This window comes from Gilliamella sp. App2-1 (assembly GCF_001690255.1).
Classification (GTDB): Bacteria; Pseudomonadota; Gammaproteobacteria; order Enterobacterales; family Orbaceae; genus Gilliamella; species Gilliamella apicola_G.
Map to the genome: position 1 here is coordinate 94,660 of NZ_LZGR01000033.1, position 7,752 is coordinate 102,411.

A 7,752-nucleotide genomic window follows, 5' to 3' on the forward strand; every position below is an offset into this window, starting at 1 on the left:
AATTCCTTATGAACTTATTTTCTTTTTTTATTTTTAACCCGTAAGGGTGGCTTGCCTTTTTTGCATAACACCTCAGGATCGTAATAAAAAAAGAACCAACTATCACCTGATTTAAGCGGTCTGCTATACTGATCAGTGATATCATATTTAATTGAATATTTACCCTGTTCAATTAATCTAACTATATATTGTTTACTTATTTTGATTAAATTGATATTTTTGACATCTTGCCAGCCCAACACGGTAAAAATGCGCTCAGCAAGTTTTATATGAGTCGCAATTGAATTTTTATTTACCATTAAGCAAGCTGCCCCGAATATTACCCCTAATGTACTAAAACCAATGGTCAGATTTTCCAACGAAAAATCGAAAAAAAAGTAGTTCATTAATAGTACACAAGTAACATAAAAGAGAAACATAGGCAAACGATAAATTTTGAATGCTTGATTACGCCCCGCAAAGCATAAAGGGATCAGCGAGATAATTTGTTCACTGGGTTTGAGCATGGCATACACTTCGTAATGGTCATTGTGCTTTTCGGCCACCACTTCGACCTGATCGCCATCATTAAATTTATAAGAACCGAGCCAACCTTTTAACGTGATGGTGTCATTTAATTTGGCGCTAATATATTGTGCTTGCGCATAATTACTACGGTCATTACCATTAGCATGCCCTAAACCAGCTAATGCGGCAATGCTATTACCGTTTAAGGTGGCAAGTAGTGCGCCCTTTCTAAGCTGATTTTGCTGTTTTTGTTTTTGCTCGTCACTTAAATAAGCGCCATCAGCAAGTGGCGCATAGCAAAATAGACCTTTAAATTCGGATAGGGTACCGGTTAATTTAACCAAGTTTTTGGGCGGTAGGATTGGATCGGTAATACTGATGCCGGTTTTTTTTAATAGCTGCTCTTTGTCATTATAGATGGGGTCGTTACCATCATATTTTGCGTAAGGCATAATCGAATTCCTTATATAATTATTGAGGGATAGGCCAATTATCAATAATTTGCCAATCACTCGATGAGAATACGGGCATATTTTCTTTGATACGTTTTTGTTCTTGTTCGGCGTAATATTCGGCTAACTCATCTTCATATTTTTTAAAGATCGCTTGCAGTGCTGCAATTTCTTCCTTAGACGATGTATAGCGAGAAGAGTATTTACTATCGCCCCCATTTTGCGCGCTACCAAAACGGCAACGTTTTAACCACTCTTCGATATCATCATCTTTAGTTAATTCGAAGTATAGTTGAAATAAAAAGATCCCCAGACTAACCCATGGATTTAATGCCAATGCAATGATTGATATAAGGGATCTTCCTCCATATATAATAGCCCCGCTAATCAAGATTTTTTTTATGAACAAAGAAATCAATGATTGAATCCCGCGATCGATTATTGTAATTAAACTGGTTTTACCCATTTGTAAAAATAAATCGGTGGTGGATACAATCAAGGTAAATAGAGATGCATAATATAATGTTTTTTGAGGCTTAGTTTTATCTGAAGTGTCCTCGTTCCAATTTAAACCAATATCAATTAACCCCGCTATCACCCCAAAAAAGTTGCCTAAAAAATTCATATTGGACAGTAATTTGGCATTAATTTGTCCTTTGTTGGCATATACGGTAACTAGTCGAAAGCTTGCTGCCATGGATGCCGATACCGCCATAGTTAATTGGTAATCAGCTTGGTTTTGTTGGGCTTGGGTTTTTAATGAGTTATCGGTCACTATATAATAGATCTTCATGATATGCACCCCCAATATTGCCGCGGTAAAGCTTGCTCCCACCTTTTCATTGGTGATATGTTGCTTAATCAGGTTGGTGGCTTTTTGTGAGGCGTTTGCCAGCTTTTCGCCGACATTTTTGATATCAGAATATAAGGCACTTGTTAAATTGTCGGCCCATTTATGGTATGACACCATTCTCATTTTTAGCGCAGTTTTAGATAGTCTTGTTGGCGATATGGCTACTAAAAAAGCTTCGGCAAATTCTGACGATAAATCACCGCCCATTTTTTGTATATAGTTTAATAAAGAAATAAGTACAGCACAGCTTCCCTCTTTAATTGGGCGCAAATAGGCGGCTGTGACTTGGTTATCTATCGAATCACCATCAACTAACGAGTTTCGTTCGCTTTCAAATAACGAAAAGAACTCTTTAGTTAAATCTAATTCTTTATGTTCATTTTGTGGGTCAAAAAGTGAGTTCCTGATATTGGCAATGCTATTAGCGATACCTATCATGGCATTGCTTTCTACTGATTCGGCTTGATAAAATTCTAATACTGTTTCTAATTTATTTAAGAATTCGCCATAAGATTGCGGTTTTAATTGGGTTGTTTTATTTAATGATAATAAGAACTTGACACATTTTTTTTGTTTTTCTTTATCTAATTTGCGATGAGCAAACGCCGCTGACCACACAATATTATGACCCTCTAAGTTTGCGTCCTCAATTAACTGGGTGAATAACTGGGTAACTTTACTACTTTGGGCTTGCATGCCTAAGGTCATTAAAATATCGTTGGCAAACGCCAAATAATTATCATCATCTTGTGCAAAATCATCGGCCGATAATGAAATTGGATGCCTTTCTTTTTGCTTACTGCAATCTACCCATAAAATTAAATCATTTAATAATCCTGCAATATAGTTTTCAGCCTCTTGCAAAAAAGCGGCATATTTTTCTTTATAGAGTTTATAATCTTTGTTTAAATGATATTCATATTTGCGCCAACGCTTTTCGGCCGATTGTTCGGTTTTATTTTTTTCATGCCATGCTGCTTTATACGCCTGAGCTTTAGCTTCAAATTCGATTCTTATTGCTGCTAATTTAATATCTAAGCGTTTAATGTTTACCATCTCTGCTTGTTTATTTAATTTAAATACCTGTTCAAAAACTTGTGCGTGTCTTTCTTCACCCATTTCTTCAAGCAGGTAGTTTTCTTGTACAAATTGGACTAATATTGCGGCACTATATTTTGTACTTTTTACCGCTTGTTCTATATCGGTTAAATAGGGATTAGGATATTGGGAAACAAAATTATAGTTTTTAGATTCACTCACCATATTAATAACACGTTGGCCTTGGGCTTTTTGTTCTTCGCTCCATGGGATGATTCGGGTTGTATCGGTTCCTAAAACACCAATATCATGAGGTTTTACTTTTTTATTAAAATATTTTGCATCAGAAAGGTATTTTCTATTGGTGTTTTTTATCTGTTTTTTAAAATCTTCTTCACTGTCCGCAAGATCTCTGTTTTTGATTGCTGCTTCAAGCATTGCAATACCACTACAAGTGGCATTTTCACGCTGTCTTTCTGTCATTATTTTTCTAAACGAATTTAATGCACTGTTACCCCAATGGCTTAATTCGGCAGCAATACCAATACTGTCGTTTAATACTACCATCATCGGTGAACAATCTGTGCTGTTACGTTCGGCTGACATCATTTTTTTATGTAGATAGACTGAATACAGCTCTTTTGGGGTGATTGGGTCATAAACTGGCTTGGTTAGTGATTGCCAAGGTGCTAATGTACTTCGTTTTTTGAATAGCTGTTTATCATATGTAAATGGTTGGCTAAGTATAGCACTTTGCGAAAGCGTACTTTTGTCTAATGGTTTATTATCATACAAATACGGAAAGCAAAATGAGTAGTTAATGCTTTTAAATTTTGGTAAGGATGTTGTGATTCTTTCTTTAAAATCATCAAGGTTTTGGATATCCAAGGTTGAGGCGATAGCTTCCTGATTAGCGGTAGTTATACCAATGCCGTTGGTTTGCGAATTTAACCATTGCTTTGGTTTGATAAGTTGCATTCGCAAGTTACGTTTATCTTCATCAATCAGGTATTTTTTTAAAGTCTTAGCACTCCATTTATGTTCACTAAAGGCAAGCCAAGCTTTTTCACATTTTTCGGGGTTTGACAGTGTAATAAAGGCGATATTGCTTGATAAATGGGCACTATTGCCGCAAGTTGTTTGTATATCATTGAAAGGTATAGAAAGGTTTTCTTCAATTAGGGTATCGTCAAATCTTAATATATCTTGCTCTTTGCTAATATCTTGTTGCCAAAATCCACCTTGTTCATCGACCCTATAAATGGAGATATCTAAATCTGTCATGTTGTCTTCATACTGACATAACACATAAAGATAGCCTGCTCGCATGGTTCTTAGCACATATTTGCTATCTCCTTTTAAAATAGGCAGCATATCGTTTTTTGCCCATGAGGGTAAATCTGCCATGATATATTTAGGTGCAACAGCATAACGAACGGGATAAATTGGTAGACCTTTAGATTGGCATTTTTCACATAAACCCATTATTTATTTCCTTTGTATTAATGATACATTCATCCGCTACCATATCCCATTGTGCTGGGGTTATAGTTTGTAATTGTTTTATGAGTGATTGGTGACGATGTTGATTTATTGCTCCAATAACAATCGGATGTTCAATAAATTCGGGATGTATAACTAAACTGCGATAAGCATATTCGGCTAGATCTCGTTTATCATGGTATCCTTTGAGGGTGGCATTTTGAAAAGATTGCATAATAATGCAATCAGCTTCACTTTCAGTTAAGCTATATTCTGGGTGAAAAAAATGATAACGAGCAAGCGTTTGATTACGGCTTTCGATCCAGTTTATTTGTTGCCATTGTTGCTTGATGATCCCCAAATTACCAATAAGATTGTTACGCTCATTTCGAGGATTTTTTTCAATAATTAAATGGCCATCACTGTTAAGATATAACCATGAATGGACAGGATTAAGTAATATTTTTTTTTGCGCCAAAATGAAAATATTTAACAGTGGTGGTAACACCGATGGGTCAAAATAACGCAATAATTGTTTACCGTCACTTGAGGGTTGAATCGCAACTATTCCTAACTCTTGTGCTAATACATCCGCATTAAATGAGGAATAAATCCAGCCATATACAGAACGTGGTTTTGCAAGTAACACTGTTTTAGGATCGAGAGCTAAATAAAATTCTTGAATACTTTGTTTTAAAATGATTTGATCTTCTTCATTTTTTAAATCAAGTTCAATCAGTCCCGGTGTGTGTTTGATTTGATAGCTGATATATCGAAATAACGTTAATTTTTTTTCTGCAATCAAATCAGTTAAACGGGTCTTTTGGTCATGTGATTGATAGATAAGGTAAAAATTTGCATCATTTTTTAATGACAGCGCAATAATCTGTTGAAAAACAGTCTCAATATCTTGCATTTGCATTGATTTATTTATTTTATCCATAACTTATCCAAGTTTTACATTTGCTTTTTGTAGCTTATCCGCTTCTTGTATTGCCGATTCACAACCAGCAGGTAATAAAACATCTATATCCATATTCGCCGGCCCCATCTTTTGTTGTACATTACATTTAAGATAGATATTATCTGGCGTGCCCAGTTCGATGCCTTCACTGCTGATTTTGATATAAGAGCCACCACAAATAAGTGTTAGTTCATCGCTCGCTGTGATAGTTACCTCACCATCCACACTATTCACTTTAATATCTTGCTTGGCGGCCATATTAAGGTTGGCGTTTTGGGCTTGCAGGTCAATATCACCTTGGTTGGCAAACAGTTTCATGCCTGATTTTTGGGCAAATAAGCCAATAGCCTCGCCCGATGAAACAGTGACGTTGTTTAAAGCGTTAATATCGGTTTGATGTTCGCTGGTTAAGGTGAGGCTGCTCGCTGTTGTCAGTTGAATATTTTCAGGGCTGGTTAGAGCCAGGCCTTCTTGAGCGTAGGCTAAAATGCCACTTTGGGTCAGCTCACTTAAGTTGGCTTTAAGTTGGTCTTGGCTGTCGGTATCGGCGCTGTGTGCCTCGGACTGGGTGGCGGCATTTTGTAGGGATTTGGCAATGGTTAAGGCATTTTCAAGTTGGGCAATCGCTGCTTGCATATCGAGCTGTTTGCCTTGCGCTTTCGGCTCAGTTTGCGTGGTTAAGTATAAGCCTCTATTGGCGGCAATCGCCCCCCATTCGTCGGTGCGTAGCTCAAAGCCTTCACCGCGGGGTTGTTTTTTATTATCGACCAAATGCCCCAAATTAAGTTGAGTTTTGCCGTATTCGGTAGCCAGTTTAATATGCTCTTGCCCACGTTTATCATCCATGCGCAGTTTGTTATTAGCCGGCGTGCGAATCACATTGCGGTGTTTGTTAATGGTGGTAACAAGGTCGGGGTGAGCACTGTCATGCATCGCATGGGCAATATACGGCCTATCGGGATTGCCCTGCATAAAGGCGATGGCCACTTCGGTGCCATCAATTAACGGGAAGTGAAAGCCATAGGTGTTACCCGCATACGGTTTGGCTAAGCGTACCCATAAGCTTTCGGTGCCACTTTTCCATTGTTTCAGGTCAACATTAAATTTAACTCGATAGCGTCCTTGGGTATCAATATAGCCATAGGTGTCATTGTCGGGGCTGGTGACCCTTGCCGGTAACGTACCACTGACTTGTGGCCAGCGTATGGGCGCAGGGCGATAAGGTTTTAAGGGGTGATAAGGAATGGCGGTAAAGGTGAGTTCATAGGCATCAGTGCGATTACCTTGCCCCTGTACACTTAAAATAATGATACCGTCATTAATATCTGCTAGCGGACTGCCGTTGATATTAATCCATTGACCGGGAGCAAGGTGATAGCGGTTACTCTTGCCTTTGAGGATAATTTTTTGGCTAATCGCCTGTTCATGGCGAATACGCGCATACCACTGACCGCTTTCAATCTGATTGTCGTGAGTGTTATTGTCATTATCACGATTATCATTATTATCATCATCACCGTTATTATCGCCACGAGTTTGCGAGTTGTCTTGTCCGTGGCTATCTAAGCCTTTATAGTGCTCAGCATAACGATAGTCGCTGCCATAGGTGGTGCGGTCTTTGGGTTGGGTGTTAACTTCCCCCTGTAAATCGGCTAGGGCATCACGGTAGTGATAGTCTTGTACCTTGACTGAGGAGACCACCACTTCACTGTGCAGGCTGATATCCCAAACACTTTCCACACCCCTATCGAGCGTGCCACTGGGCGGTTTATCGTCAATATCGGCCACTTGCGCATAGCCTTGCTCATAATCACTTAACACCATTACATCACAGTGGTGCTCGGCGTGGGTTTCAAAGCGAAACCAGATACCCACATCGGCCAATAAGCGTTGAATAAATTCAAGGTCACTTTCTTGCCACTGCGTGATAAACTCCCGCTCAGGGTAGCTCTCTTTTAACTCTAAACGGTAATCAATGCCCGTTAAACCATGACTGCGCAGCACTTCTTCAACTACACTCACCACGCTTTGCTGTTGAAATATGGCATTATGTTGCCCAATAGCCAGCCGTGCTAAGCACGAAGATAATACCACCTGGTAGTGGGCTTCCTCTTTATTGACCGATAACAGACTAAACTCAGTAATCACCCCATGCAAAGTGCGTTTATCATTCACCGACGGTAAGTCACTTAATGATGAGATTGTTGACATTACGCTTTGATACGGTTGATGGATAACAGGATTAAAAGAGAATGTGGCTTTTTGATTAAGCACTGAATCAATGGATAACGCTTTGTCAGAGCTGGTAAAAGTAATCACATAACGCCAAGGCTGGTTTAACGACTCATTACCGTCAACATGCCAAACCGAAATCGGCGAGCGCAGCCCCTCAACAGTTAAGCTATAGCGATTATGGCTAACGCCCCCTAAGCCCGTCACTAATCCGTCCCCAAATT

At 38.9% G+C, this 7,752-nt stretch carries 4 protein-coding genes; all 4 read right to left on the reverse strand.

Annotated features, from left to right (window positions below; all coding sequences use genetic code 11):
* Positions 1-14 precede the first annotated feature (14 nt).
* Complete coding sequence (locus A9G22_RS04805) at positions 15-959, reverse strand: putative type VI secretion system effector (RefSeq protein WP_075508451.1); 945 nt, start codon at positions 957-959, stop codon at positions 15-17.
* Between the two features lie 19 nt (positions 960-978).
* Complete coding sequence (locus tag A9G22_RS04810) at positions 979-4,335, reverse strand: T6SS effector BTH_I2691 family protein (RefSeq protein ID WP_075508452.1); 3,357 nt, start codon at positions 4,333-4,335, stop codon at positions 979-981.
* Positions 4,322-5,275 (reverse strand): hypothetical protein, encoded by a 954-nt coding sequence (locus A9G22_RS04815; RefSeq protein ID WP_065586124.1) that lies wholly within the window; start codon positions 5,273-5,275, stop codon positions 4,322-4,324. Before A9G22_RS04815 ends, A9G22_RS04810 begins: the two co-directional genes overlap by 14 nt.
* Before the next feature lie 3 nt (positions 5,276-5,278).
* Positions 5,279-7,752: type VI secretion system Vgr family protein (locus A9G22_RS04820; protein ID WP_218058749.1), on the reverse strand; the 2,474-nt coding region annotated here is incomplete at its 5' end.